Annotated in this window: 1 protein-coding gene; it reads right to left on the reverse strand. The window is 68.9% G+C overall.

Annotated elements, in window-relative coordinates; all coding sequences use genetic code 11:
• Positions 1-82: 82 nt before the first annotated feature.
• Positions 83-273 (reverse strand): hypothetical protein (locus ACLJNW_RS25050; protein WP_410961336.1); only part of this gene is annotated, 191 nt, incomplete at its 5' end.

The following is a 273-nucleotide window of genomic DNA, read 5'->3' on the forward strand; positions in this document are numbered from 1 at the left end:
ATCTTGCAGTTGTGGTGCCGGTCTTCGCCCGACCTTGCCCCGCTTTGAGGGACACCACAACTGCAAGATCGACGCATAGCGGTCACGCGGTGCGGGCGGCCAGCTCGGCGATGCGGCCGATGCCGGCGACCACGCGGTCGGCGTCGTCGACGAAGTCGACGAGGCAGGCGATCTCGTCGACGTCCACCTCCCGCACGGCGTCGACCACCGCGACGGCCTCGTCGACCGATCCGATCAGCGACGTGCCGGCCAGGTACCGGTTCACGCCGACCT

The sequence above is a fragment of the Salmonella sp. SAL4457 genome, from assembly GCF_046548235.1.
In the GTDB taxonomy this organism is placed as follows: domain Bacteria; phylum Pseudomonadota; class Gammaproteobacteria; order Enterobacterales; family Enterobacteriaceae; genus Salmonella; species Salmonella enterica.